22 protein-coding genes are annotated in these 26,128 nt (G+C 72.1%); 4 read left to right on the forward strand and 18 right to left on the reverse strand.

The window, feature by feature from the left end:
* Positions 1-130: 130 nt before the first annotated feature.
* The 12 genes from QSK15_RS25070 to QSK15_RS25125 all read right to left on the reverse strand — a co-directional run bounded on the left by QSK15_RS25070 (position 131) and on the right by QSK15_RS25125 (position 13,377).
* Entirely contained in the window at positions 131-1,498 is a 1,368-nt protein-coding gene (locus QSK15_RS25070; protein WP_285796598.1) for a glycoside hydrolase family 10 protein, read from the reverse strand.
* 382 nt (positions 1,499-1,880) lie between these two features.
* Positions 1,881-2,345: a MaoC family dehydratase gene (locus QSK15_RS25075; RefSeq protein WP_285796599.1), complete on the reverse strand. Its 465-nt coding sequence runs from the start codon at positions 2,343-2,345 to the stop codon at positions 1,881-1,883.
* Between the two features lie 20 nt (positions 2,346-2,365).
* Positions 2,366-3,514 (reverse strand): acyl-CoA dehydrogenase family protein, encoded by a 1,149-nt coding sequence (locus QSK15_RS25080; protein WP_285796600.1) that lies wholly within the window; start codon positions 3,512-3,514, stop codon positions 2,366-2,368.
* Between the two features lie 47 nt (positions 3,515-3,561).
* Positions 3,562-6,366 carry an AAA family ATPase gene (locus QSK15_RS25085; RefSeq protein ID WP_285796601.1) on the reverse strand — a complete coding sequence of 935 codons (2,805 nt, stop codon included), beginning with the start codon at positions 6,364-6,366 and terminating at the stop codon, positions 3,562-3,564.
* Between the two features lie 80 nt (positions 6,367-6,446).
* A complete protein-coding gene (locus tag QSK15_RS25090) occupies positions 6,447-7,058 on the reverse strand; it encodes a TetR/AcrR family transcriptional regulator (protein WP_285796602.1) in 612 nt (203 codons plus the stop codon).
* Positions 7,059-7,152: 94 nt separating this feature from the next.
* Positions 7,153-7,308, reverse strand: a complete 156-nt coding sequence (locus QSK15_RS25095; RefSeq protein WP_285796603.1) for a hypothetical protein — start codon at positions 7,306-7,308, stop codon at positions 7,153-7,155.
* A 143-nt stretch (positions 7,309-7,451) separates the two neighbouring features.
* Positions 7,452-8,738: an ABC transporter substrate-binding protein gene (locus tag QSK15_RS25100; protein WP_285796604.1), complete on the reverse strand. Its 1,287-nt coding sequence runs from the start codon at positions 8,736-8,738 to the stop codon at positions 7,452-7,454.
* 84 nt (positions 8,739-8,822) lie between these two features.
* A complete protein-coding gene (locus QSK15_RS25105) occupies positions 8,823-9,935 on the reverse strand; it encodes a branched-chain amino acid ABC transporter permease (protein ID WP_285796605.1) in 1,113 nt (370 codons plus the stop codon).
* The gene (locus tag QSK15_RS25110) at positions 9,932-10,810 is read right to left on the reverse strand and encodes a branched-chain amino acid ABC transporter permease (RefSeq protein ID WP_285796606.1); all 879 of its coding nucleotides are present in this window, start codon (positions 10,808-10,810) and stop codon (positions 9,932-9,934) included. Before QSK15_RS25110 ends, QSK15_RS25105 begins: the two co-directional genes overlap by 4 nt.
* 30 nt (positions 10,811-10,840) lie before the next feature.
* On the reverse strand, positions 10,841-11,563 hold the full coding sequence (locus tag QSK15_RS25115) for an ABC transporter ATP-binding protein (protein ID WP_030336999.1): 723 nt from the start codon (positions 11,561-11,563) through the stop codon (positions 10,841-10,843).
* Complete coding sequence (locus tag QSK15_RS25120) at positions 11,560-12,348, reverse strand: ABC transporter ATP-binding protein (RefSeq protein ID WP_030337000.1); 789 nt, start codon at positions 12,346-12,348, stop codon at positions 11,560-11,562. The genes QSK15_RS25115 and QSK15_RS25120 overlap by 4 nt, the downstream gene beginning before the upstream one ends.
* A gap of 138 nt (positions 12,349-12,486) precedes the next feature.
* A complete protein-coding gene (locus QSK15_RS25125; RefSeq protein WP_030337001.1) occupies positions 12,487-13,377 on the reverse strand; it encodes an alpha/beta hydrolase family protein in 891 nt (296 codons plus the stop codon).
* A 185-nt stretch (positions 13,378-13,562) separates the two neighbouring features.
* On the opposite strand from QSK15_RS25125, the gene QSK15_RS25130 reads away from it, so the two are divergent.
* Positions 13,563-15,824, forward strand: coding sequence for a catalase (locus tag QSK15_RS25130; RefSeq protein ID WP_285796607.1), 2,262 nt, complete (start codon positions 13,563-13,565; stop codon positions 15,822-15,824).
* 60 nt (positions 15,825-15,884) lie between these two features.
* Here the strand turns inward: QSK15_RS25130 and QSK15_RS25140 are convergent, their stop codons facing one another.
* Both QSK15_RS25140 and QSK15_RS25145 read right to left on the reverse strand, forming a co-directional pair.
* Positions 15,885-17,936, reverse strand: coding sequence for a serine/threonine protein kinase (locus QSK15_RS25140; RefSeq protein ID WP_502889651.1), 2,052 nt, complete (start codon positions 17,934-17,936; stop codon positions 15,885-15,887).
* Between the two features lie 193 nt (positions 17,937-18,129).
* Positions 18,130-19,002 carry an LLM class F420-dependent oxidoreductase gene (locus QSK15_RS25145; protein WP_285796608.1) on the reverse strand — a complete coding sequence of 291 codons (873 nt, stop codon included), beginning with the start codon at positions 19,000-19,002 and terminating at the stop codon, positions 18,130-18,132.
* Positions 19,003-19,150: 148 nt separating this feature from the next.
* Here QSK15_RS25145 and QSK15_RS25150 point away from each other — a divergent pair, with 148 nt between their 5' ends.
* Genes QSK15_RS25150 through QSK15_RS25160 form a run of 3 tightly spaced genes read left to right on the forward strand, consistent with a single transcriptional unit; the run spans position 19,151 to position 22,460 of the window.
* Positions 19,151-20,302 (forward strand): acyltransferase family protein, encoded by a 1,152-nt coding sequence (locus QSK15_RS25150; protein WP_285796609.1) that lies wholly within the window; start codon positions 19,151-19,153, stop codon positions 20,300-20,302.
* On the forward strand, positions 20,299-21,441 hold the full coding sequence (alr, locus tag QSK15_RS25155; RefSeq protein ID WP_285796610.1) for an alanine racemase: 1,143 nt from the start codon (positions 20,299-20,301) through the stop codon (positions 21,439-21,441). The genes QSK15_RS25150 and alr overlap by 4 nt, the downstream gene beginning before the upstream one ends.
* Positions 21,438-22,460, forward strand: a complete 1,023-nt coding sequence (locus QSK15_RS25160; RefSeq protein ID WP_285796611.1) for a D-alanine--D-alanine ligase family protein — start codon at positions 21,438-21,440, stop codon at positions 22,458-22,460. The genes alr and QSK15_RS25160 overlap by 4 nt, the downstream gene beginning before the upstream one ends.
* 15 nt (positions 22,461-22,475) lie before the next feature.
* Here the strand turns inward: QSK15_RS25160 and QSK15_RS25165 are convergent, their stop codons facing one another.
* Genes QSK15_RS25165 through QSK15_RS25180 form a run of 4 tightly spaced genes read right to left on the reverse strand, consistent with a single transcriptional unit; the run spans position 22,476 to position 26,122 of the window.
* Positions 22,476-22,985 carry a hypothetical protein gene (locus QSK15_RS25165; protein ID WP_285796612.1) on the reverse strand — a complete coding sequence of 170 codons (510 nt, stop codon included), beginning with the start codon at positions 22,983-22,985 and terminating at the stop codon, positions 22,476-22,478.
* On the reverse strand, positions 22,982-24,439 hold the full coding sequence (locus QSK15_RS25170) for an ATP-binding protein (RefSeq protein WP_285796613.1): 1,458 nt from the start codon (positions 24,437-24,439) through the stop codon (positions 22,982-22,984). The genes QSK15_RS25165 and QSK15_RS25170 overlap by 4 nt, the downstream gene beginning before the upstream one ends.
* Positions 24,436-25,128, reverse strand: a complete 693-nt coding sequence (locus QSK15_RS25175) for a response regulator (RefSeq protein WP_030337016.1) — start codon at positions 25,126-25,128, stop codon at positions 24,436-24,438. The genes QSK15_RS25170 and QSK15_RS25175 overlap by 4 nt, the downstream gene beginning before the upstream one ends.
* 16 nt (positions 25,129-25,144) lie before the next feature.
* Positions 25,145-26,122, reverse strand: a complete 978-nt coding sequence (locus QSK15_RS25180) for a phosphatase PAP2 family protein (protein ID WP_285796614.1) — start codon at positions 26,120-26,122, stop codon at positions 25,145-25,147.
* Between the last annotated feature and the right edge of the window lie 6 nt (positions 26,123-26,128).

Genomic DNA, 26,128 nt, shown 5'->3' on the forward strand with positions numbered 1-26,128 from the left:
GGTCCTGAATAGACGGGGGGCCTTATCCAGATACGCACATGATCGACAACTCGGGATTCGTCGACACTGTCAGACCGGCTGATGGGGCGGCGACGGATTCCGTCGCCGCCCCATCACGGTGCGCCGTTGGTCAGGAGGCGGTGCAGGACTGGACCACCGGGCGGTTCCAGTTGCCGTTGGCCATGGTGGTGAAGCCGAAGGAGTTGCCGCTGCCGTTCGACCGCATGGTCATGACGTTCCCGCTGCTGTCCCAGGTCGGGCTGCCGTTCCAGGTGCTGGAGATCTTCTGGGGTGAGGTGACGGCGACCACGACGGTCCAGTTGCTCGCGCCGCTGACGGTGACCGTGCTGTTGAACCGGTCGCCCCAGCGGGTGCCGTCCTGCAGAGTCGCGGTGCAGCTGCCGCCGGGCGGGTTGGTCGGCGGAGTCGTGGGCGGGGTGGTCGGCGGGTCGGTCGGCGTGGTGCCGTTGTTCAACGCGGCGAGGACGGCGTCGTACGCTGCCTTCTTCTGACCACTGTTGTTGAACAGCAACGGGGTCTGCGACGCCCGCCACGAGTCGCTGTCCCGGATGCCCCACACCGTGACGCCGTTGCACCGGGCCACGGCCAGGCAGTCCTCCACCACAGCGCGGTAGGTGTTCGCCGGAGCGCCCTGGATGTCCAACTCGGTCACCTGCACGTCGACACCGAGAGCCGCGAAGCTGGACAACGTGGTGCGGTAGTTGCTGTTGTACGGCGAGTCGTTGTTGAAGTGCGACTGGAAGCCGACACAGTCGATCGGCACACCACGCGACTTGAAGTCCCGCACCATGTTGTACACAGCCTGCGTCTTCGCGTGCGTCCAGTTGTCGGTGTTGTAGTCGTTGTAACACAACTTCGCGTTCGGATCCGCAGCGTCCGCCGCCCGGAACGCCGCCTCGATCCAATCATTACCCGTCCGCTGCAAATTCGAGTCACGACGCGCACCCGAACTACCATCAGCGAACGCCTCGTTCACCACATCCCACGCCACCACCTGACCCCGGAAATGCGTGGCCACCTGCGTCACATGATTCAGCATCGCCTGCCGCAACGCACTACCACTCATGCTCTGCATCCAACCCGGCTGCTGCGAATGCCACGCCAGGGTGTGACCCCGCACGCTCATACCCCGACTACGCGCATGACTGACAATCTGATCAGCAGCCCCGTAACTGAACCGACCCTGCTGCGGCTCCGTCGCGTCGATCTTCATCTCATTCTCAGGCGTCACCGAATTGAACTCACGGTTCAAAATCGTCGTGTACGCACTATCAGACAACTTGTTCGCCGCCACCGCCGTACCGAAGTACCGCCCCTTCTCCGCGGCGGACGCGCCGAGCGTCGTACCGGCGCTCGCCGTGCCCGGCAGGAACGCGGCGCTGGTTGCGGCGAGCAGGGCGGCGGCGGCGAGGACGACCGCCGTACGCGCTCGGGGGCCGAACCGTGGGCGGGCGTCCTCTTGGCACCGTTCGATCATGTCTTTTCCTTCCGTGGAACCCGGGGCAGCGCAGGTGACGCGCACCGCCCCTGCGGTGGTGGGGTGCCGGGTCACGACCACGCGCGGGAGTGCGCCCGGGAAGTGGCACACACCGTTGGTCATCGACCTCGGTGGATGTGGAGTATGTCAGCGCCACCGATCGACGGGCAAGAATTTCCGGAAGGATTGCGAGAATTGATTCGGCCCGGGTGCTGGAGCAGGACGTAGCTGCCCAGGCCGGGTGCAATCGAGAGGCGACGGCGGCGCCCTGTCGGGACAGTCGGATGGATTCACCAGCCGCAGGGCACCGCAAGTTCCGGAAGTTCTCCCGCAACGCTACCGGAGGTCGCCGCGCACCGACCAGACCACGAACGAGCTGGGGTCACTGCTCCACGGCGCGGTAGAGCCGGCTCACGGCCTCGGCCACGCAGACGGGCTTGCCGCCGCTGTCGCTCTCCACCACGACCGTCACGACCAACTGGACGCCGCCGGTCACCGGCGACACGTCGGCGATGGTGGCGGTGGCGCGTACGGCGGCGCCGACCCGCAGCGGCGCGGGGAAACGCACCCGGTTCAGCCCGTAGTTGACCCCCATCGCCACCCCCTCGACCCGGTAGAGCCCGCCCGCCAGGGCCGGCAGCAGCGACAGGGTGAGGTACCCGTGCGCGATCGTCGCGCCGAACGGCCCCGCTGCGGCTCGGACCGGGTCGACATGGATCCACTGGTGGTCGTCGGTGGCGTCGGCGAACAGGTCGACGCGGCTCTGCTCGACGCGCTGCCACGGACCGGGTCCGAGGCTCTCGCCGCTCGCGGCGGCCAACTCCTCGAACGAGGTGAAGACTCTCATGCCAGGTCTCCCTACAGGTGCTAGAAGGCGTTGACGCCGGTGAGCGCGCGTCCGATGAGGAGTTGCTGGATCTGACTGGTGCCCTCGTAGAGGGTGGCGACCCGGGCGTCGCGCAGGTACTTGCCGACCGGGTACTCGTCGATGTAGCCGTACCCACCGAACACCTGGACCGCGTTGTTGGCCGCGCGGACGGCGGCCTCGCTGGCGAAGAGCTTGGCCACCGACGCCTCGGTGGCGAACGGCTGGTCGCGGTCGATCAGGTCGGCCACCTGCCAGACCAGCAGCCGGGCGGCGGCGGTGTCCACAGCGATGGCGGCGAGCAGTTGTTGGACGAGCTGGTGTCCGGCGATCGGCTTGCCGAACTGGGTCCGCTGCCCGGCGTAACCGACCGCCGCGTCGAGGCAGCCCTGGGCGATGCCGACACACCCGGCGGCCACCGACATCCGTCCCTTGGCGAGGGTGGCCAGGGCCAGCCGGAATCCGCCGCCCTCGGCACCGAGGAGTGCGTTGTCGGGCACGCGTACCTCGTCGAAGCCCAGCTCGCCGGTGGCCTGGCCGCGCAGGCCGAGTTTGCCGTGGATCTCCCGTCGGGTCAGCCCCGGACTGTCGGTGGGCACCAGGAACGCGCTGATCCCCTGGTGCCCGGGGCCGCCGGTGCGGGCGAAGACCAGCGCCACGTCGGCGGTGGTGCCGTTGGTGATGAACGTCTTCGTTCCGGAGATCAGCCAGTCGGTGCCGTCGCGGACCGCACGGGTGCGCAGTGCGGCCGCGTCGGAGCCGCTGTCCGGCTCGGTCAGCGCGAAGCAGCCGAGCGCGGTGCCGGCGCAGAGTTTCGGCAGCCACTCGGCCCGCTGTTCCGCGCTGCCGTTGGCGGCGATCGACTTCGCGACCAGGCCGAGGGAGACCGAGACGATGCCGCGCACCGCGGAGTCGCCCCGGCCCAGTTCTTCCAGCACCAGGCAGTACGCGAGGTGGTCGCCGCCGGACCCGCCGTCGGTCTCGGCGATGGTGAGCCCCAGGAAGCCCAGGTCACCGAGCATGCCGACGATGGCGGGGTCGACCGATTCGCGGCGATCCCAGGCGGCCGCGTGCGGCAGCAGCTCGCGGTCGGCGAACGCGGCGGCCAACTGGCGGACCGCCGCCTGCTCGGCGGAGAGGGTGAGGTCCATGACGCTCAAACTAGCGGTGATAGTTTAACGCGTCCAGAGCGGAGGGGTCACCGCTCGGGGGCCAGACCGACGTGCCGTTCGGCGGTGAAGGCGCGGGCCAGCTCGGTACGAGAACGGATGCCGAGCCGATGGAACACGTTGCGCAGGTGGTGGTCGACCGTACGGGTGGAGAGGAACATCCGCGCGGCGATCTCCCGGTTGGTGGCGCCCTCGGCGACCAGCTCGGCGATCCGCAGTTGCTGGCCGGTCAGCAACCGCGCCGCGGGCAGGTCCGGCGGGCCGATCGACTCCCCGGCCGCCCGCAGCTCCGTGGTGGCCTGCTCGGCCCAGCACTCCACGCCGAGCAGGCTGAACATCTCGCGGGCCTGGTGCAGGTGCGTCCGCGCGTCGCGGGGGCGTCGGCTGCGGCGCAACTCCTGACCGAAGAGCAGTTCGGTGCGGGCCCGCTCGACCGTGCCTGCCTCTGTCGGGTGCAGCCGCAACGCCGCCTGGAAGTGCCGTTCCGCCTCGGCGCCACCCCGGGGAGCGAGCAGCGCGTGACACCGCGCGGACAGGGCCCGGCGCAGCGGGCTCGCGGTGCTGCTGGCCCACCTGTCGAACGCGGCGAGCGCGGCTGTCGCGGCCGGCCGGTGCGGCAGGTGCGCCGCCGCCTCCACCAGGTACGGGGTGGCCATCACCTGCACGAGGACCTGACCTCGACCGGTGCCGAGCCGGGCCAGCGACGCCAGCCGGTCCGCCGCTTCGGCGTGCCGGCCGTCGACCAGGTCGAGCACCGCCAGGGCCCACGCGGCCAGCGCGTGCGGACGGCTGCCCGGCGTCGGTGACTCGCCGATCTCGCGGATCCGCCGCAGGCTGGTGGCCCGGTCGGCCCGGATCGCGGCCAGTACGGCCAGCATGCCCAGATGGACGTTGGCGCAGTTGACCTGGCCGGTGGCCCGGGCGACGCGCAGCCCGTCGCGGGAGGTCTCCGCCGCCGCCTCGTGTCGGCCCAGCCAGTATTCGGCGACCGCCCGCAGCTCCAACGCCCGCGACAGCATCGACAGCTCGCCCCGTTCCCGGGCCAGTTCGACAGCGCGCCCGGCGAGCCGGTGGGCCGCGCCGTCCACTGCCACCAGCAGCCCGGCCGCCGCGGCGCAGCTGAGCGCGGTGGGGGTCAGCGCCCAACCGGTCAGCCGGCCGCCCAGCACCACGGCGCGGCGCAGCGCGGGTCCGGCCCGCTCGTGGTCGCCCCGCAGGGTGGCCGCCACCCCGGCGACCAGACAGCCCATCACCTCGAGGGCCGGCGGGTCGTCCGGGCGTCGCAACGCCAGCGCCCGGCGGCCGACCTCGGCGTAGCGGTACTGGTCGCCGGCGAAGCAGACCGCCTCGCCGGCCCGCACCAGCCCGGTCAGGGCCAGGGCACGGTCGGTGCCGTCCACGGACGCCGCGGCGGCCAGCAGCGTGACCGACGCGCCCGACGCGGTGCCGCAGCGCAGCTCCAGCTCACCGCGGAGCAGGTCGGCGCGGGCGCGGACGACCGGGTCGGCGCAGACCGCGCGGAGGCGGTCGAGCAGCAGCCGGGCCGCGTCGGGCTGCCCTCCGGCCCAGGCGTAGCGGGCCGCGGTCACGAGCCGGGCGGCGGTCAACTGTGGCTGATCGCTCAACTCGGCGGCCCACCGCAGCGCCACCGACGCGGTGGCCCAACCGTCGGATCCGCCGACCGCGGCCTGTTCCAGCTCGGCGGCGAGGGCCGGATCGGCGCCCGCCGTCGCGGCGGCGAGGTGCATCGCCCGGCGGAGCCGCTGCTCCGGCGCGACCAGCACCTCGGCGAGCAGCCGGTGCGCGGCGCGGCGCTCCGCGAGCGGCGCGCTGGCCGCGATCATCATGCGCACCAGCGGCTGCGGAAAGGTGACACCGCGTGGCTCGACGCGGATCAGGCCGGCGACCTCCGCCGGGGCGAGCGCCTCGACCTCGGCGCCGGCGGCCGCCGCGGCCCGGATCAGGGTGCCCGGCGCGCCGTCCTCGTCGAGCGCGGCGAGCAGCAGCACCCGTCGGGTCTCCGGTGGCAGCAGGTCCAGCCGGGCCCGGTACGCCCGACCGAGCGCTCCATCCGCCGGTGGCGCGCCGGGCAGCGGCTCCTCCCCCCGCCACTGCCCCGCGCTGAGCACCTCGGCGAGGTCCACCAGGGCCTGCGGGTTTCCGCCGCCGGTCGTCGCCAACGCGGCCAGTGCCGACGCGGCGGGCCGTTCGGGGAGCCGGTCGACGCCCGCGCGGTCGGCGAGCCGCCGAAGCCGGTCGGTGAGGACGGCCATGCTCTCGTGCTCGGTCAGCGCCCGCAGCCGGTGCGCCGGTATCCCGTCGAGGTTGGCGGTGACGTCGGCGGTGAGCAGGACAGCGAGGGGCAGGTGCCGCAGTCGGCGGGCGACGAACGCGAGCACCTGCGCGGTCTGCGGGTCACCCCGGTCGACGTCGTCCATGGTGACGAGCAGCGGCCGCGTGTGGGCGGCGGCGGCGAGCAGCCCGAGCACCGCCATCGACAGCGTCAGTTGCCGGTCGGCCGGGCAGCTCTCCCCGGCCAGCGCGCGCCGCAACAGTTGGCGCTGCTCGTCGGGCAGGTCGGCGGCATGGTGCAGCACCGGGTCGACCAGCCGTTGCAGGCCGGCGTACGGCAGGGTGGCCTCCTCGGCGAGCCCACTGCCGACGAGCACGGTGCGGTCCTCGGCGTGCCGGTGGGCGTAGCCGATCAGCGCGGTCCGGCCCGATCCGGGCTCTCCGCGCAACAACAGGGCACCGCCGGCGTTGGTCATGCCGTCGAGCAGGCTCCGGACAGCCCGGCACTCGTCGTCCCGGCCACGCAGCACGGTTAGTTGCACTCTTGATGCAGTAACCATGCCTGCCAGTGTTACCCATCGGAAACCGAATGGAAAGGGGCCGATATCGGGCCGGGCCGGAATCAGTCGGGCGTGACCTCGGCCAGCAGGGCGCCCACGGTCCGGGACATCACCGCGCGAGCCTGGTCCACGCCCAGACCGAGCCCGTAGCGCAGCATCGACCAGGCCTGCCAGGTGCTCGCCACCACCAGGGCGTGCACCAACTGTTCCCGCCCCGCCCCGGCCTCGGCCAGCTCGACGGCGAACAACTCCTCGACCTCGTCGCGGACCCGCTCGATGTGCTTGAGACGGTTGCGGTGCAGCTGCTCGGAGACGGGCTCACGCATCTGGGCGGCGCGCGCCGACGGCGCGATGAGCTGGAGCAGCCGGGCCCGCTGGCGGCAGTACGCGTCGACCCGCTTCGCCAGTGGCAGCCCGGGTGAGATCGGCCGGTGGGCGGCGTCCTGCTGGCGGAGCACCTCCGCGCCGCTGGCCTCGAAGAGCGTCTCCATGTCCTTGAAGTTGGTCCAGAGGGTGCGCAGCGAGATCCCGGCCCGCTCGGCGATGCGCTCGCCGGTCGGGCGGAGGTCACCCTCGGAGATGAGCGCGAGGTGCGCCTCGACGATGGCCGCGCGGGTGCGTTCGGCGCGGGCGGTGCGCCCGTCGACCCGGCCCGCCACATCGACCCCGTCCATCCGCCCCCGCCCTCTCACCGCCATGGCGTCCCCCGACGCACCGCCGAGTCTAGACAGGGGTTGATCAGCGTTCCCGGACGCGCCACCGACGCCGTCATCCGGCCCGGCCGGTCAGCGAGACGCCGCCGTCGCACCGACCCACCCGCGCGCGGTCGGCGACGAGGCGCGGGGCGAGGGCCGGACCGATCCGCCGACCGGCACCGGTGACGGTGGCGACCCGGTCCGCGAGGCGATCCGAAAATGCATTCACGGTGCAGATAGTAGGAGCGTCGATCGGTATCGGTCAACGCTTCGAACGGTCGCGCCGGCGGACCGCGTCAACAACCCGCGCGCAGCCGTCCGACCGGGCGTGGTCACGCGAACCAGCCCGGTCGGACGTCGGGACACACCGACTCAGGAGCCGGTCGGCACCCCGTTCGCCGGCGGCACGGCCGGAGCGGCGGTGTACTCGTTGACCGCCCCGTCGGCCTCGTCCGTCTCGTACGCCGGCCCGAAGTAGCTCTGCACTCCCCCGGTCACCCGGCTCAGCCGCTGGCCGCCGTACCCGGAGTGGTCCTTCTCGGAGAAGCGCAGCGGCACCAGCCCGGGGCCCTGGAAGCCGCCCTTCTGCACGGCGTCGAGCACCTTCTCCCGGGTGAGGTCCTTGCCGGCGGCGATCAGCACCTGCACGAAGAGGTACCCGACCGACATGCCGTAGACGGTGTTGCCGTCGAATGGCGCGTCCCCGTTGTGCTCCTTGTTGATCTTCGTGAAGAGCTGGATCCACGGGTTCGCGGTGTCGTTCTGCATCGGCAGGTAGTTGGTGCCCACCATGCCCTCCAGCAGCGGCGCGGCGGCGCCGAGCTGCTTGGCCAGGGTCGGGTGGTCGGCGCCGACGTTGGAGACCAGCCACTGCGGCTTGAAGCCCAGCCGCGCGGCGGTGCCGATGGAGAGCGCGGTGAAGCCGGGCACGGTGGCGAGCACGACGACCTGGCAACCGGCCGCCTTGAACGCGCCGATCTGCGGCGCCACGTTGGTGTTGCTGGTGACGTACGTCTGCTTGACCGCCACGGCCCCGGCGCCGAGCACCTGCTCCACGCCCGCCAGGCTGTCCCGGCCGAAGTCGTCGTCCTGCCCGAGGAAGCAGACCTTCTGACCGGCCAGGTCCCGCTTCGCGTAGTTGGCGAGGATCTTGCCCTCGACGGTGTAGTCCGGGTTGAACCCGAACGTGCCCGGATACTTGTCCGGCTGGTCCCAGCTGCGGCTGCCCGAGGCGACGAAGAGATCCGGCACCCGGTTGCTCTTGAGGAAGTCCAGCACCCCGGTGTGCGTCGGCGTGCCCAGACCATTGAGGATGGCGAAGACCTTGTCCTGCAGGACGAGCTGACGCACCACCTGCTGGGTGTTCGCCGGGTTGTAGCCGTCGTCCATGATCTTGTAGGTGATCTTGCGGCCGTGCACGCCGCCGTTGGCGTTGACGTAGTCGAAGTACGCCTTCGTCGCCGGGGCGATCTTCGAGTAGCCGGCCGAGGCCGGCCCGGTCAGCGGCATGTGGGTGCCGACGGTGATCTCGGCGTCGGTGACGCCCGGCACCGACGCCCCGCCGGAGCCGGGGCCGTCGTCACCGCCACAGCCGGCCACGGCGATGAGCAGGGCAAGGGTGCTGGCGATCGCGAGGCCGCGATGCGCTTTACGGTGCATGGGAAACACCGACCTTTCTCGGTCCGGTTGTCTGGGGAACGGTGTGGTGGTGGGGCGCCCGGCCGGGGCCGGACCGAGGACAGCTCAGGAACGCCGGATCGGCCGCCTGGCCAGCAGAGCCCGGCCGAGACGCGACAGCAGACCCTGTACACCGCCCGGGGCGGCGATCATGACGACGATCAGGGTGAGTCCGAAGATCGCCAGCGGGAGGTTGCCCTCCAGCCGCTGCGCCACCGCGGGCGAGAGCGTCAGCAGCTCGGTCAGCGAGTGGGTGAGATCGGGCAGGGCGACCAGCAGGACCGCCCCCCACAGCGCGCCGCTCAGTCGACCCAGGCCACCGATCACCACCGCCATCAGCAGGAACAGCGACAGGGTCAGCGAGAACGCGCCGGGTGAGACGCTCTGCGCGAGCACCGCCAGCAGCGCGCCGCCGAGCCCGGCGGTGGCGGCGCTGACCACGAACGCGAGGACCTGGGTGCGGGCCACGTGGATACCGGCGAGGCGGGCCGCCACCTCGTCGTCGCGGACCGCCCGGAAGGTCCGCCCGTACCGGCTGCGGATCAGGTTCGCCAGCAGCAGCAACGCCAGCAGGGTGGCCGCGCCGGTGACCCAGAGCTGCCACCGCTCGTACGGGAAGTACGCGCCGAGCGACAACGGCGGCGGCTCCACCGGCACCGACAACCCCTGCTCACCGTTGAACACGCCGTCGAAGGTGACGGCCAGCGCCGGCACCACCACGGCCACGGCGAGAGTGACCCCGGCCAGGTAGGGGCCGCGCAGCCGGGCCGCGGCCACCCCGACCACCGCGCCGACCGCCACCGTGCTGACGACCGCGGCGGCCAGCGAGACCGGCAACAGCCAGCCGCCGGTCATCCCCCGGTCGGCGAACGCGGTCTGGCACAACGCCACGGTGTACGCGCCGGTGGCCATCAACGCGCCGTGCCCGAGCGACAGTTGACCGTTGAGTCCGGTGAGGACGGTCAGCCCGGCGGTCGCGCAGAAGTAGGCGGCCACCGTGGCGAGCTGGAAGTTGCGGAACGGTTCCACGGAGTAGCTGACTGCCACCAGCACCAACCCGGCGACCAGCACCACCGCGAGGTGGCGCAGCACTGTGGAGCCGCGTCGCCGGTCGACCGGTCGAGCACCCGGGTCGTCGACCTGCCGTGCCGGCGGCACCGCCGCCCTCGTGGCGCTCACACCCGCCTCGCCGCGACCGGGGCGAACAGCCCACCGGGCCGGACCAGCAGCACCGCCAGCAACAGGACCAGCACCGCGAGCGGCGTCAGGTCGCTACCGGCGTAGCCACTGACGTAGGAGAGCACCAGTCCCACCACCAGGCCGCCGACCACCGCCCCCGGTGGACTGTCCAGCCCACCGACCACCGCCGCGGTGAACGCCGAGACGAACACCAGGTCCATCGCGTGCGGGTGCAGACCCAACTCGGTCGGGAGGACCAGCATGGCGGCCAGCGCGCCCACCCCGGAGGCGAGCGCCCAGCCGAGAGTCAGCATCCCACCGACATTGACCCCGAGCAGCCGGGACACCTCGGGGGCGAAGGCCGCCGCGCGCATCCGCAACCCCACCGGGGTACGCGCGAACAGCCACGCCAGACCGCTGACCACCACCCCGATCGTGGCGAAGACGAACAGGTCGTACGGGGACAGCACGGCGACCCCACCCACGGTCAGGGCAGACCGGCTGAACGGGGCCTGCGCGGGACGGAACTCGCTGCCGTACACCATGCCCAGCACGGCCTGGATCAGCAGCACCAGCCCGAGCGCGACGATCACCGGATTCAGCGGTGAGGCGTGATCGACGTGCCGCATCACCACCCGGTCCACCAGCGCGCCGAGCAGCAGGCCGGCGACGATCGCGACCACGAAACCCAGCCAGTACGAGCCGGTCGCGGTGCTGACGGTGTAGGCGACGTACGCGGCGGCGACGGCCATCGCCCCCTGGGCGAAGTTGACGACCCGCGCCGCCCGCCAGATGAGCACCAGGGCCAACGCGAACGCGGCGTACACCGCGCCCCGGGACAGGCCGTCGACGGTGAGGAAGACGAAGCGGTCCAACAGTTCTCCCTCCGGGGGACGAGGTGGTGGTCAGAAACCGAGGTACGCGTGGCGCAGGTCGACGTCGTCGCGCAGTTGCGCCGCCGGGGCGGCGATCACCACCCGACCGAGGGACATCACGACGCCCTGGTCGGCGACGGCGAGCGCGCTACGCACGTTCTGCTCGACGAGCAGGACGGTCAGGCCGGTGCGGTCGCGCAGCTGGCGGAGCAGGGCCATGGTCCGCGCGACCACCCGTGGCGCCAGGCCGAGCGACGGCTCGTCCAGCAGCAACAGACGGGGCCGACCGACCAGGGCTCGACCGAGCGCGAGCATCTGCCGCTCACCCCCGGAGAGCTGGTGACCCAGGTGCCGGCGGCGTCGGGCCAGTGGCTCGAAGAGTTGGTAGACCTCGTCGAGGGCCCGTCCCGCGTCGGCCCGGTCGCGCCGCCACAACCCGCCGAGCCGCAGGTTCTCGTCAACCGTCAGCTCGCTGATCACCCCCCGGCCCTCCGGGACGTGCGCCATCCCGCGTCGAACGAGCTGCTCCACGGGCGTACCCCGAAGGTCCTCCCCGCCCAGCAGAACCTGGCCGGCGGTCGGGCGGATCATGCCGGAGAGAGCGCGCAGCAGGGTGGTCTTGCCGGCGCCGTTGGCGCCGACCACAGCGGCGATCGTGCCGGCCGGGACGGTGAGGTCGATGGCCCGCAGCACGGGCGCGGCCCCGTAACCGGCGGCCAGCCCCCGCACGACGAGCAGGTCGGTCCCGGTCATGGGGAGACCTCTTCCTCGACCGTGGCACCGAGGTACGCGTCGGTGACCGCGGGGTCGTCGCGGACCTCGTCCGGGGTGCCGGCGGCGATGACCCGGCCGAAGTCGAGCACCACGATCTCGTCGCAGACGGCCATCACCAGGTCCATGTGGTGCTCGACCAGGAGCACCGCACAGGGGTCGGTGTCCCGCCGGGGCAGTTGCCGGACCAGCTCCGCCAGCTCGGCGATGTCGTCGGCGCCGAGGCCACCGGCCGGCTCGTCGAGCAGCAGCAGCCGGGGCCGGGCGGCGAGCGCGCGGGCCAGCGCGACCCGCTGACGTACGGCGAAGGGCAGGGTGCCCGGCGCGGCCTCGGCGTGCCCGGCGATGCCCAGCTCGTCGAGGATGGCCAGGGCGTCGCCGCGGAGTCGGCGCTCGTCGCGGTCGCTGGCCGGCAGCCCGAGCAGCGCCGGGACGAAGCCGGCACGGGCGGTGTGCGACGCGCCGGTCATCACGTTCTCCACCACGCTGAGCCCGGCGAAGAGCCCGGTGCCCTGCAGGGTCCGGGCGATGCCGAGCCGGGTCAGCCGGTGCGGTCGTGGTCGCAGCGGCCGGCCGTCGAGGGTGAGCGAACCCGTCTCCGGCGCGACGAAACCACAGATCACGTTGAAGAGCGTGGTCTTGCCGGCGCCGTTGGGCCCGATCACGCCCACCACCCGGTTGGGTGGCACCCGCAGGGACACGTCGTCGAGGGCGGTGAGGCCGCCGAAACGGACGCCGATGTGGTGCAGTTCGAGGCCGCGCTCCATCACCCATCCCTCTGTCGTGGCGGGTGTTTATTTACACTCGCAGTGTACGTTTCTCGGGTATGGCGTCAAGACCTTCGATGCTCCCCGCACGCAGGCGGACGGGGCGGCCGCCAACGGCGACCGCCCCGGTGACCGCCGTCAGGCGCTCGGACAGGTGTTGCGGTACTCCTGGATGGCCGAACCGCTCGGGCCGGGGCAGAGGAACTGCTCGTAGCGGGTGTCGTCGTCGACGAACCGCTTCAACCAGGCCACCATCTGCCGGGCGGTCGGCGTGTTGGTGGTCTGCGGGAAGAAGTGGCTCGCCCCGTTCAGCTCGAGGTACGCCTTCTCGGCGGAGGCCGGGATGCTGTTGTAGAAGGGCACGGAGTGCGTCGCCACCGGCGCGACGCTGTCGCTCTCCCCACCGATGATCAAGGTCGGCACCCGCAGCTCGGACCAGCTCTTGTCCAGGTTCCACGGCGCCAGTGGCACCGCGGCCTGCAACGAGGGCCGCGACGAGGCCGCCTCCAGGCTGCCCCCGCCACCCATGGAGTGGCCGGCCACCGCGAGTCGGCTGCTGTCGATCCGGGTCCGCACCGAACTGCGCTCGGTGAGGTAGTCCAGCGCGGCGAGCAGCTGCCGGCCCCGGCTGTCCGGCTGGTCCAGCCGGGTGTTGGTCTCGATGCCGATCACCACGAAGCCGTGCGAGGCGATGCGCGGTCCGAGCCAGCTGATGCTCGACCAGCTGGCGGTGTAGCCGGGCGAGATGGCGATGGCGCCGAAGGTGCCCTCGCTGGTGCTGGTCGGGTAGTAGATGACGCCACCGCCGAAGCCGGTGACGCTCAGCGAGGACACGCTCTGCGAGGCCGTGGCGAACGGGCCGCGACTGGCCTCCAGGATCGCGGTGGTCGGGGCCGGGCCCCGCTCGTACGGGCTCGCGGCCTGGGCGGCGCCGGCCGAGCCGGCCACGACGCCGCCGGCGGCCAGGACGGCGGCCAGCGCGAACCGGGCTACGACGGAACGGGGACGGGTGGTGGTTGGTGAGGACACGTCGGGCACTCCCTAGAGTCGAGGGATATCGACGTGTGTCAGTTTCAGCCGCTCCGCCGGTCCCGGCATCGGCGAAATCACCAGTCCCCGTGGAGGATGCCGCGACCAGATGTGTTTCGACCCTCTGACCAGGGGTAGCAGGGCAGGCGCCTGCCCGTACACGCGCCATCGAGAGGGTTCGTTCAGTGGATTCCAGCAAGCCCGCCGAGGCGGTCAAGAACGCCGTGAAGACCGCTTCAGGAAAGATCGCCGACGCCCTCACCCCGGACGTCCCCGGTGCGCCGGGGAGCGCGCCACCACCCGTCGAGGAACCGACGACGCCGCACGACCCGCTGCCGCCGAAGCCGGAACAGGGTACGCCGCAGACGCGTACGCCGACCGGCGCCGAGACCGGCGTGCCGAGCACTGCGAAGGGTCAGCAGGGCGCCTACCTCACGACCGCCAACGGGGCGCGGCTGCGCGACACCGACCACTCGCTCAAGGCCGGCCCGCGCGGCCCGGTGCTCCTGCAGGACCACCACCTACGCGAGAAGATCACGCACTTCGACCACGAACGCATCCCGGAGCGCGTGGTGCACGCCCGGGGCGCGGGCGCGCACGGTGTCTTCACCGCCTACGGCACCGCCGAGGCGGTCACCCGGGCCGGCTTCCTCAAGAAGGGGCGCGAGACCGAGGTCTTCGTCCGCTTCTCCACGGTGCTCGGTTCGCGGGGTTCGGCCGACACCGTCCGCGACACCCGCGGCTTCGCCACGAAGTTCTACACCGACGAGGGCACCTTCGACCTGGTCGGCAACAACATGCCGGTCTTCTTCATCCAGGACGCCATCAAGTTCCCGGACATCATCCACGCCGGCAAGCCGCACCCGGACCGGGAGATCCCGCAGGCGCAGAGCGCCCACGACACCTTCTGGGACTTCGTGTCGCTGCACACCGAGGCGCAGCACCACACCATCTGGAACATGTCCGACCGAGGCATTCCCCGTTCGTACCGGACGATGGAGGGCTTCGGCGTGCACACCTTCCGCCTGGTCAACGAGGCCGGGGAGACGGTGCTGGCCAAGTTCCACTGGAAGCCCAAGCTGGGTGTGCACTCGCTGACCTGGGAGGAGGCGCAGCTGCTCGGCGGCATGGACCCGGACTTCCACCGCCGCGACCTCTACGACGCCATCGAGGCCGGCGCGTACCCCGAGTGGGAGCTGGGCATCCAGGTCTTCCCGGACACTCCCGAGGAAACCTTCGCCGGCATCGACCTGCTGGACCCGACGAAGATCGTCCCGGAGGAGCTGGCCGAGGTGCAGCCGATCGGCCGGTTGGTGCTCAACCGGACGCCGACGAACTTCTTCGCCGAGACCGAACAGGTCGCCTTCCACCTCGGTCACCTGCCGCCGGGCATCGACGTCACGAACGACCCGCTGTTGCAGGGCCGGCTCTTCTCGTACCTCGACACGCAGCTCACCCGGCTGGGCGGGCCCAACTTCGCGCAGATCCCCATCAACCGCCCGCACGCCGCCGTGAACGACATGCTGCGTGACGGCTTCCACCAGCACGCCGTGCACGCGGGCGTCGCGCCGTACCGGCCCAACTCGCTCGACGGCGGCAACCCGTTCCCGGCCGGGGACGCCGAGCACGCCTTCGTCGACGTGCCGGTCACCGTGGCGCAGGCGCCGAAGGTACGCGCCAACCCGGCCTCGTTCGACGACCACTACAGCCAGGTCCGCCTGTTCTGGCTGAGCATGTCGCCGGTCGAGAAGGAGCACATCATCCGGGCGTACACCTTCGAGCTGGGCAAGTGCTACCACCAGGCGATCAAGGAACGTCAGCTGCAGAGCCTGGCCAACATCGACCCGGTGCTGTGCGAGCAGGTCGCCACCGGCCTGGGCCTGCCCGCGCCGCAGCCGAGCGTGCCGCTCGCCGACGTCACACCCAGCCCGGCGCTGTCGCAGGTCGGTCGGGAGTGGCCCGCCGACGGCCGCATCGTCGGGATCGTCGTCGACCCCGCCGGTGACCTGGACGGCGTCGACGAGGTCCGCCGGGCCGTGTTCGACGCCGGCATGGTGCCGCTGCTGATCGCCCCGCACGGCGGCATGGTGGGTGACCTGCCGGTGCAGCGCACCTTCGCCACCGGCCGGTCGGTCGAGTTCGACGCGGTCCTGCTGGCCGGAGCGCCGGCACCCGCGCCGGACGCCCTGCCCGCCCGCGACGCCAAGGCCGGCCGGCCGGAGCCCACCACAGTGGACCCGCGGGTGCTGCTGCTGGTCGAGGAGTGCTGGCGACACGCGAAGGCGGTCGGCGCCTGGGGCGCCGGTGTCACGGTGCTGGAGCAGGCCGGCGTCGCCGGCACGCCGGGTGTCGTCGCGGCGGGCTCGGGCACCGAGGCACTGACCGCGGTGCAGCAGTTGATGGCCGCGCACCGGGTGTGGGAACGGTTCCCCGTCTCGGTCGCCTGACCTGGCCAACCGACGAGGGCCGTCCTCCCCACGGGGACGGCCCTCGTCGGCGTGCTGGCGCTATCGCCGGGCCCACTGCAGCTGACCCGTGCCGGCGCCACAGCTGCGTTGCTCGATCAGCGCGCCGTTCGCGGTGCTCTGGCCGACAGTGCCCAGGCACATTCCGCTGTGCGCGTTGACGAGTTGCCGGGCCTCGGTCAGGGCGAACTGCTGCGCCGGGGTGGTGTTGCAGGTGGTGAGCTGGATCGCCGCCCCGGCGTCGCTGGACGCGCCGAGCACGTCCAGGCAACGCCCACCCAACTGCACGCTCCCGTCCGGGCGGAGCGACCAGGTCTGCTGGGCGGCACGGTCGTCCCGGCAGTCGAAGATCCGAACCCGGACCGGGTCGGGTGAGTCCGGCGCGTCAACGTCCAGGCACCGGTTGCTCGCCACCCCGACCAGCCGGTCGCCCGACCGCGCCGGCGGGCCGCTCGGCGTCGACGACACCCGCCGGTCCGGCGTGCCGGACGGGGTGACGCCGTCCGCTGTCGACGCCGGCCGGAAGCCCGCGGTGACCTCCCGGAACACGTCCGCCCCCGCCGCCCAGGCGGACTCGGGCGCCAGCCAGGCGATGCTGTAGCCCTGACGCTTCCCGGTCGTGAAGGTGCGCTGGCGGGCGTGCATCGCAGTGCCCGCGTCACTGGTGTAGACCCACTCCAGGTCGGCCGCCTTGAGCTGGTAGTTGACGGCGACCAGCTCGACCCGGCGGAAGTCGCGGTACCGCTCATTGACGGCCGGGCCGCCCAGTTCGGTCAGCGGATCGCTGGTCGGCGAGTCGGTCCGGCTGACGACCAGCATCCGTTCGCCGTCCGGCTCGTGGAGTTCGACCCGCTGCCCGCGACGGACGATCCGCCAGTCGCGCGGCGCCGGCATCGAGAAGCCGCTGCCGTCCCGGTAGACCGACCAGGAGATCGGCCGGGGCGCGGCGGTGCTCGGCGCAGCGGTGCTCGGCGCGCCGCCGGTCGTCGACGGCGCACCCGGCACTGCGGCGTCCACCAGCTCCGCCCCACCGCCGGTCGGCCGCGCCGCCCGCTGGGTGGCCAGCGGAACCCCGACCGCCACGCCGAGCGCGACCACTGCCGCGAGGCCACCGAGAAGCCAGGCCCGCCGACGACCGGCCCGTCCCGGACGGTCACCGTCCGCCGCAGCGGCCGACGATCGGGGTACGTCCGGCACGTCGACCGAGCCGGACCTGATCGCGGCCGGTGAAGGTGCGGCGGGCGCCGAGCGCCAGGTCACCGCGATCGGCGGGTGTGGGGTGCCCGCCAGCACCGCCCGGAGCAGTTGCCCGGCCGTGTCGGGGTCCATCCGCTCGGCCGGGTCCTTGCGCAGCAGGCCGGCCAGCACCGGCGCGAGCGGTCCGGCGTGTCGCGGCGCGGGTGGTGGCTCGGTGACCAACGCGGTGAGACTCATCAAACTCGACGGTCGGGCGTACGGCGACTGACCCTCGACGGCGGCGTAGAGGGTCGCGCCGAGCGACCAGAAGTCCCCCTCCGGACCGACTGTGCCCCGCATCGCCCGCTCGGGCGAGACGTACGCGGGCGAGCCGAGCACCACACCGCTGAGGGTCAGGTTCACGTCCTCGACGGCGGTAGCCAGGCCGAAGTCGGTGAGCACGATACGACCGTCCACCCCGATGAGGATGTTCGCCGGTTTGACGTCGCGGTGCATGATCCCGGCGCGGTGGGCGGCGCGCAGCGCGCCGAGCACGGCCAGCCCGATCTCGGCCGCCCGCACCGGCGGGACGGGGCCGTCGGTGGTGATGGTGTCGTGCAGCGACCGGGACGGCACGTACTCCATCACGATCCGCGGGTCACCGTCGGCGCTCAACAGCACATCGAAGACCCGCACGACGTTGGCGTGGTCGAGCTGCGCGATTGCCCGCGCCTCCCGAAGTGACCGGACCCGCAATTCCTGTCGGGCCTCATCGGTCAGGCCGGGCGGTGGAACGATTTCCTTGATGGCGACGTCCCGGTGCAGCATTCGGTCGCGGGCTTTCCACACTCGACCCATTCCGCCCTGGCCGATGACCTCGGCGACGTCATACCGATCGGTAACTAGAGGCGGCACCATCTGCGACACCCGAAGAGGCTACCTGGCACGACGTCGAACAATTTCCGGCGTCCGAAGCGCGCCACATTCTGTGATCCGGCTCATCCCCACCGGGGAATGTCGTTAATGGAGCCCGAGACGGTGCGGGCGCACCGTTGATCCACCAGGAATTGGCGAGTTGTTCACCGTGGCACCCGCACCCGTCACGGCGGAGTCAGCCGATGTCGGCCAACCGGGGCAGCACCTCGTCGCCGAGCCGCTGGGCGAACTCGACCGGGTGCCGATCCGGCGTCACCTGCACCTCGCTCACGCCGAGCGCCGCGTACGCCGACACCTCGGCGAGGAACGCGTCGGTGTCGTCCAGCGGCGCCTGGGCGGCGACCACCGTCTTCTCGATGGTGTCGTAGTCGCGGCCCTCGGCGGCGCAGTGCCCGCGCAGCACATCCAGCTTGCGCGCGACGTCGTCGATGCCGGCGCGGCCGAACAGGTTGCAGGCGTCGGCGTACCGGGCCACCAGCAGCAGGGTCTTCTTCTCGCCCCCGCCGCCGATCATGATGGGCGGGTGCGGGCGGCTCAACGGCTGCGGCGAGTTGATGGTTTCGGCGAGCTGGTAGTGCTTGCCGTTGAACGGGCCGTCGTCGGCGCTCCACATCTGCAGGCAGATGCGCAGCGTCTCTTCCAACCGCTCGAACCGTTCGGCCACCGGTACGACCGGCACACCCAGCCCGAGCTGCTCCCGCTCGTACCAGGAGGCGCCGATGCCGAGGCGGGCCCGGCCGCCGGAGAGCACGTCGAGGGTCGTCACGGTCTTGGCCAGCAATCCCGGGTACCGGTACATCACACCGGTGACCAGCACGCCCAGCGTCATGCGCTGGGTCTTCGCCGCGACGTAGGCCAGCGTGGTGTACGCCTCCAGCATCGGTTCCTCGGCCGCGAACACCGCGTCCATCTGGAAGAAGTGGTCCATCACCGTGAACGACGCGACGCCGGCCTGCTCGGCGCTGGCGGCGGCCTGCGCCAGGGTCGGTGCGATGGCGGCCGGGTCGGCCGGGGTCGAGTAGTTCCAGTAGTGCAGCCCGAGCTTCATGTTCGGCACCTCCGCACCGAGCCTAGTGCTGCCGGGCCTGCGCCGGGGCGGCTCCGCACCGCCGACGAGTCGGGTCCGGCCACGTCCATTACCGGATCATGACAATTCGGGGATCACGCGCGGATATCCGGCTGGCAACTTTCGATGGGTGATCCAACAGCTCACCGAGTCCCGGCCCACCGAGCGGGAGCCCGACGCGACACGTGTCCGGTTCCGCCACCGTCAGCGGACCGGACCCACCAGTACCACCGCGCCCGCCGCCGGGTCCCCGAGGGCACAGTGGGCCGATGCCGCGAAGGGCGTCTGCATCGTCCTCGTCGTGCTGTGGCACGTGGTGGTGAAGGACTACCTCCAGATCGACTGGCACATCGGCGTACCGGTGCCGGGCTTCTGGGGAACGCTCGGTGAACAGTTCCTCCCGCTGCGGATGCCGCTGTTCTTCACCATCTCGGGCGTCTTCGCGGCGAACGCCGTCCAGCGGCCCTGGCGGCTGGTCGCCCGTGGCCGGATCGCCGGGTTCCTCTACCTGTACGCCGTCTGGCTGCTGATCCACACGGCGGTCCTCGCCGCCGCGCCGCAACTGCCCACCGACCGGGCCACCTCGGTGCTCGGTCTGCTGGAGCAGCTCACCGTCACGCCGTCCAACCTCTGGTACCTGTACGCCCTTGCGGTGTACTTCACGATCGCCAAGGCGACCCGACGGCTGCCCCGGACGCTGGTCCTGCTCCCCGCCGCCGCGCTGTCCGCCGTCGCCGCCGCCGGCCTGCTCGACACCCCGGGCAACCGTGCCGGTCTCTACCAGAACCTGGTCTTCTTCCTCGCCGGCCTGTACCTGCGCCCGCAGATCGAACGGTGGGCGGCCACGGCCAACCACCGCCGGCTGGTGCTGACCTCGGGCGCCTACGTCCTGGCGCTCGCCGCGATGGCGGTGACCGGCGCCCAGCAGTGGTTCGGTGTGTGGCCGGCGGTCTCCGTGCTGGCAGTGATCTTCGGCATAACCGCCGCCGCCCGGCTGACCTCGTGGTCGGCGCTCAGCGATCCGCTGGCTAGGCTCGGCCGCATCACCCTGCCGATCTACGTCATCCACATGCCGGTCCTGGCCCTGCTGCACCGGCTGTTGCTCGTACCGGTTTCCGGGCTGGGTGGGTCTGGTCAGGGCCTGATCGTGCTCGGTTATCCGATTCTGCTCACCGGGCTGGTGATCGGCCTGAGCCTGGCCGTCCACCGCGCGCTGCTCGCGGTCCGCGCGGGCTGGCTGTTCGCGCTCCCCGGCCGGCGGCGGGTGGAGGCGGCCCGATGAGCATGCTCGCCGAAGCCCTGGTCGACCTGGAGGCGATCTCCAGCAACGTACGGACGATCGCGTCGGTCACCGGCACCGGACTGATGGCCGTGGTGAAGGCCAACGGGTTCGGCCACGGCGCGGTGCAGGTGGCCCGGGCCGCGCTCCGGGCCGGCGCCGCCTGGTTGGGGGTGACCTCGACCGCCGAGGCGCTGAGCCTGCGCGACGCGGGTGTGACAGCGCCCACGTTGAGCTGGCTGCACCGCCCGGACGACGACTTCGGTATGTTGATCAAGGGTGGCGTCGACATCGGCGTGTCCACGACGACGCACCTGCACGCCGTCGCCGACGCGGCCCGTCTGCTCGGCGCGCCGGCGATGGTGCAGCTCAAGGCGGACACCGGGTTGTCCCGCAACGGGTCCGCCGGGGACGACTGGCCCGAGCTGGTCGGTTGGGCCCGCAAGTACGAACGGGAGGGCGGTATCCGGGTGCGTGGGGTGTGGTCCCACCTCGCCGACGCCGACCTGCCGGGCGCCCCCGCGCTCACCCGACAGGTGGCGGTCTTCGAGGAGGCGCTGCGGATCGCACGGTCGGCGGGTCTGGACCCCGATCTCCTCCACCTGGCCAACTCGGCGGCCGCGCTCCGCGCACCACAGACCCGCTTCGACCTCTGCCGGATCGGGATCGCCCTGTACGGCGTGGACCCGTTCGGCGCGAGCGGTCCCGGCGAGTACGGGCTGCGCGCCGCGATGACACTGCGGACGAGCGTGGTCAACGTCAAGCGGGTACCGGCCGGCACGGGTGTCTCCTACGGGCCCGAACACGTGACCAGCGCACCGACCACGCTGGCGCTGCTGCCGCTCGGCTACGCCGACGGGCTGCCCCGGGCCGCGGGTGGGCGCGCCTCGGTGTGGCTCGGCGGTCGGCGGTGCCCGGTCGTCGGACGCATCGCCATGGACCAGTGCGTGGTCGACGCCGGGGATCTTCCCGTGACGATCGGCGACCCGGTCGTGGTGTTCGGCCCCGCCGAGGGTGACCACCACCCTCCGAGCGTCGTCGAGTGGGCCCGTTGGGCCGACACCAACCCACACGAGATCTTGACCGGCGTCGGGGCTCGGGTGGCCCGCGACCACCTCGACGGAAGGGCACGGAATTCATGACAACGCGACTGGCGGTCCTCTACGGCGGGCAGAGCGGCGAGCACGAGGTGTCCTGCCGCTCGGCGGCGAGCATCCTGGCACACCTGGACCGGGAGCGGTACCAGGTCACCGAGGTGCTCATCGACCGCGACGGCGGGTGGCACGTCGGCGGTCGACCGACGCCCCTTCCCGCAGCGTTGCGTGTGCTGCGCGCCCAGGACGTGGTGTTCCCCGCCCTGCACGGCCCGTACGGCGAGGACGGCACCGTGTCGTCGCTGCTGGAATGGCTCGGCGTGCGGTACGTGGGCAACGGTGTGTTCGCCAGCGCCGCCGGCATGGACAAGGGGGTCACCAAGCGACTCCTCGCGGCGGAGGGCCTGCGGGTCAGCCCGGGGGTGACCCTGCGTCCCGGCGAGGAACTGTCGCCCGATGACCAACACCGGCTGCAGCTGCCGGTCTTCGTGAAACCGGCCCGGGCCGGTTCGAGCCTGGGTGTGGTCAAGGTGGACGACTGGGCGGGGGTTCCCGCCGCGCTGGAGCAGGCCCGTCAGGTCGACCCGAAGGTGCTCATCGAGCAGGGCGCGCGCGGACGCGAGATCGACGTGGCCGTCCTCCAGCACCCCGACGGGCAGGTGCAGGCCGGCCCGCCGCTGGAGATCAGGGTGAGCGGCGCGGGTTTCTTCGACTACGACGCGAAGTACGACGGCGGGGCGACCTTCCAGATTCCCGCCCCGCTCGACGCGGCGACCACCGAGGTGCTCCAGGACCGTGCGATCCGCGCCTTCCAGGCCCTCGACTGCCGCGGGCTGCTGCGGGTCGACTTCTTCCTGCCCACCGAGGGGTCGCCCGAGCCCATCGTGAACGAGGTCAACACGTTCCCCGGCTTCACCGCCGCGTCACAGTTCCCGCAGATCTGGCAGCAGGCCGGCATCGGTTTCGCCGCCCTGATCGACATCCTGATCTCCGGCGCGCTGGCCGATCAGGACCACAGCCACCACAGTGGCCTGCCCCGGCAGGCCCGAGCTGTCGACCTGGTGTGAGGCGGTTCGGCCCGGTCACCTGGCGGGACACCGGCGGGCTGGCTGGGCACCGTCGGACCCGACGATGGTGACCGGGCCCGAACTTGCCACCAGGCCGGCCTGGGCGGCGGCGTCGGACACCGTGCAGATGATCTGATCGGTCGCCGTCGGCGACAACGCCTGCGCCGTCCCGGTGACGCGCACCGTGAGACCACCGAACCGACCGGCCGCGGGCGTCACCTCGACGACCGGGTTCAACCCGGTCGGCACGTCGCTGGTCAGGCCCTGGCCGCGTTCGTTCGGCTGCGGGCCGGCGGCGAGCAGGGCAAGCGCCTTGTTCGGTGAGGAATCCCCCTTGACCGGGCGCAGCACCAGCACCAGTTCGCCCTGCGCGACCAGGTAGAGCCCGACTCCCTGCGCGGGGCCGCTGACCGCTGGACGACCGGTGATGACGACGCTGGGCCGTACCCCGCACCCCGCCGTCAGCAGCGGTCCGAGCAGCAGTGCGGCGGCGAGCAGCGCACGCCCGGTCCGCCGGCCGGTCACCGGGCACCCCCGGTGTCCGTCGTCTCGCGGGGCAGCCGGAGCGTGAAGAGCGCGCCGCCACCCGGGGCGTTGCCGGCGACGAGGGCCCCCCGGCGCTCGCCGTGGCGGTGCAGCCGCGCGTTCTCCCAGGAGATGGCGAGGCCGAGGCCGCTGCCCTCGGAGCGGGTCCGCGCGGTGTCGGCCTTGTAGAAGCGGTCGAACACGTGCGGCAACACCTCCGGGTCCAGCCCCGGCCCCTGGTCGGCCACCTCGATGGTGACCCAGTCCGGGTCGGCGCTCAGGCGTACGGTCACCGGCTCGGCACCGTGCCGGAAGGCGTTGCCGACCAGGTTGGCGACGATGACGTCCAGCCGGCGGGGATCGAGCCGGGCCACCACAGCGGGCGGCAGGTCGGCGCGTACCCGGTCGGTCCAGCCGCGGATCCGCAGGGTCGCGGTCACCGCCGCGCCCACGTCCACGTCGTCGAGGGCGAGCCGGGCCGTGCCGGAGTCGAACCTGCTGATCTCGATGAGGTCGTTGACCAGGTGGGTGAGGTTCTGCGTCTCCTGGCTGACCAGCCGAGCGGCCCGGCCCGCGTCCCCGGGCAGGTGGTCGGCTTCCTCGTCGAGCACGTCGGTGACCGCCGTCATCGCGGCCAGCGGGGTACGGAGCTCGTGCGAGACGTCGGCAACGAAGCGGCGGGCGTCGGATTCCATCCGCCGCAGTTCACCGACCTGCCGCTCCAGCGTGCCGGCGGTGTCGTTGAAGGTCCGCGCCACGTCGGCCAGCTCGTCCACTCCTCGGACCGTCAGCCGGGTGCTCAGGTCGCCCTCGCCGAGGCGGCGGGCCGCTCGGCCCAGGTCGCGGACGGGTCGCAGGACTCCCCGGGCGGACAGCAGGGCCAGCAGGACGGCGAGGAGCAGGGACAACCCGCCGGTCCACCACGCCCTGGTGGCGAGCTGGTCGATGCTCTGCTGCTCGGGCACGAGATCGCGCACCGAGTAGACCTCCAACCCGGACGGGTGGGCCGTGCCGTCGGGGCGCTCGAGCCGCAGTTGGGTGCCGATGAGCAGCCAGGGCTGCCCGTCCTGCGAGACACGCTGCCAGGCGATCCGACCGTCGCCGACTTCAGCCCGCAGCTCGGGGCTGAGCGGGGCGGGTGTCTGCGAGCCCTGTGCCCGCATGTCCCGGTAGATGACCACCGCGAAGCCCTCGCGGTCGGAGAGCCGCTGGGCCAACAGGTCCAGGTCGTTCTGGGTCGGCGGGAGCTGGGCGATCGGGTAGACCTTGGTGAGCTGGTCGGTCAGCGACATCACCGCGGCGTCCTGCGCCTGCTGGAGGATGACGGTCCGGGCCTGGAAGTAGCTGCCGCTGGCCACGACGGCCGTGGTGGTGACCCCGAGCAGCGCGAACGCCAGCAGTAGCCGAACCCGCAGGCTCGATGCCTGGGCGGCGACCGAGCGCCAGAAGGTCACAGCGGCCCGAACCGGTATCCGAAACCCCGCACGGTCTGGATGAAGACCGGCGCCGACGAATCGGCCTCGATCTTGGCGCGGACCCGCTGGACGCACGCGTCCACCAGTCGCGAGTCACCGAGGTAACCGTGCTCCCACACGGCTTCCAGCAGTTGCTGGCGGCTGAGCACCTGACCGGGCGTGTGCGAGAGTTCGAGCAGCAGCCGCAGCTCCGTGGGGGCCAGGCTGACCGGCGTCCCGTCCTTGCTGACCACCAGCGCCGCCCGGTCGATGGTCAACGCGCCGTGCTGTTCCAGGCCGGCCCGTTCGCCGCCGCGCCGCGAGTCGCCACCGGTGCGTCGCAGCACCGCCCGGATGCGCGCCTCCAGGACCCGGGCCTGCACCGGCTTGACCACGTAGTCGTCGGCGCCGGCCTCCAGGCCGGCGACCACGTCCATGTCGTCGTTGCGGGCCGTGAGCATGATGATCGGCAGGTCACCGAGCTGCCGGATCCGGCGGCAGACCTCGAACCCGTCCATGCCGGGCAGCATGAGATCGAGCACCACGACATCGGACGGGGCCGCGCGCAGCCGCTCCAGCCCCTGCTCGCCGGTGCCCACGGCGTGCACCGTGTGGCCCTGCCGAGTGAGCGCCAACTGCAGTCCGTCGCGCACCGTCTGGTGGTCTTCGATCAACAGCACCTGGGACATGTCGTCAAGTATCCCATCATGAGATCTTTCGGGTTTCGGTCGACGGCTGCGGCTGCGCGGGGCTCCGTGCCGCCCGCGGCACCACGAAATCCGTCGAACGCACCAGGAACACCACCGTGCCCACCAGGAACATCGTCGACCCGGCCGCGGCCACGATCGCGACCAGCAGCCCGCGCTGCACCGACGCGGCCAGACCGGGCACGACCACCACCAGCGCCCAGACCAGCACGACCAGCCCGGCTGCCGCCTCGGCCAGCCTGCGCCAGAGGCCGCCGCCGGCCGGACCGCCGGCCACGTCCTGGTCGGTGGGCCAGGCCGCCAACGCGGCCGCGGCCAGGAAGAACACTGTCACCCCCAGCAGTACGCCACCGAGCACGTCGCTGAGCCGGTGCCAGCCCGCGACCATCGTGGCGGCGGCGATCACCGAGACTCCCGCCGCGCCCGGCACCGCCAGCCAGCGCCGGGCCCACCCGGGCAGGACCAGCAGGAACGCCAGCAGCAGGGCGGTCGCCGCCGCGACGTGACCGCTGGGAAAGCTGTTGTGGGTGGTGGAACTCCCGATCCCCAGGTCCGGGCGGGGCAGCTGTGTCTTCACCGCGCCGGCCACCAGCACCGCGCAGACGACCACGCTCACGCCGACGACGCCCGCCACCAGCCGGCGGCGCAGCACGCCCACCAGCAGCACCACGCCGAGCAGGGCCGCGATGAGCGTCGGGTTGCCGAAGGTGGCCAGTACCGTCTTGGCCGGGCCCACGAGCACTGTCTCCTGCTCGTACCCGCCGCCCCGTTGGGCGGGCGGCAGGAGCACCCCGTCCAGCCACTGCCCGGGATGGGTCCGCACGAAGACGGCGGCGGTGAGGGTCAGGGTCAGCAGACCACACAGCGCTGCGGCGAGCAGTCGGAGCCCCAGCGGCACCGCCGCGCGGGCGTGGGGCAGCGGGCGCGCCGGACCGGGTGTCGAGCGCCCGACGGAGTACAGCGATCCGGTGGACATGGCGAC

It is taken from the genome of Micromonospora sp. NBRC 107095 (assembly GCF_030269705.1).
Taxonomy (GTDB): Bacteria; Actinomycetota; Actinomycetes; order Mycobacteriales; family Micromonosporaceae; genus Micromonospora; species Micromonospora parva.